The organism is Cognatundibacterium luofuense, from assembly GCF_018139685.1.
Classification (GTDB): Bacteria; Pseudomonadota; Gammaproteobacteria; order Burkholderiales; family Burkholderiaceae_D; genus Undibacterium; species Undibacterium luofuense.
The window spans coordinates 1-295 of the sequence record NZ_JAGSPN010000559.1 but is presented as its reverse complement, the minus strand read 5'-3'; the positions used below and the strand labels follow the sequence as shown (position 1 = coordinate 295).

The window sequence follows — 295 nt, the reverse complement described above, 5'->3', positions numbered from 1 at the left end:
AGCCAGTGGTTGCGCTGATCGATGAATGGCAAAACGCCGACGGTAAAGTCGAAAAACGTGATGAGAATTCTGATCTGGGCGGCACTATGCGCCTGGGCGCGCAGACTTGCGCCATCAAGCCGGATACGCTGGCAGCAGAAATCTATGGCACGGTTGTGACTGAGCGTCACCGTCATCGCTACGAAGCAAACAATCATTACCTGGAACGCATAGAAGCTGCCGGTCTGGTGGTGTCTTCCCGCACTTCCTCCGAAGATCTGTGCGAGATCATGGAATTGCCACGTGATGTACATCC

Annotated in this window: 1 protein-coding gene; it reads left to right on the top strand. The window is 54.2% G+C overall.

The genetic code is table 11. The annotated features are described in order from the left end of the window. Window positions 1-295: glutamine amidotransferase-related protein (locus KDM89_RS21635; RefSeq protein ID WP_438947542.1), on the top strand; the 295-nt coding region annotated here is incomplete at both ends.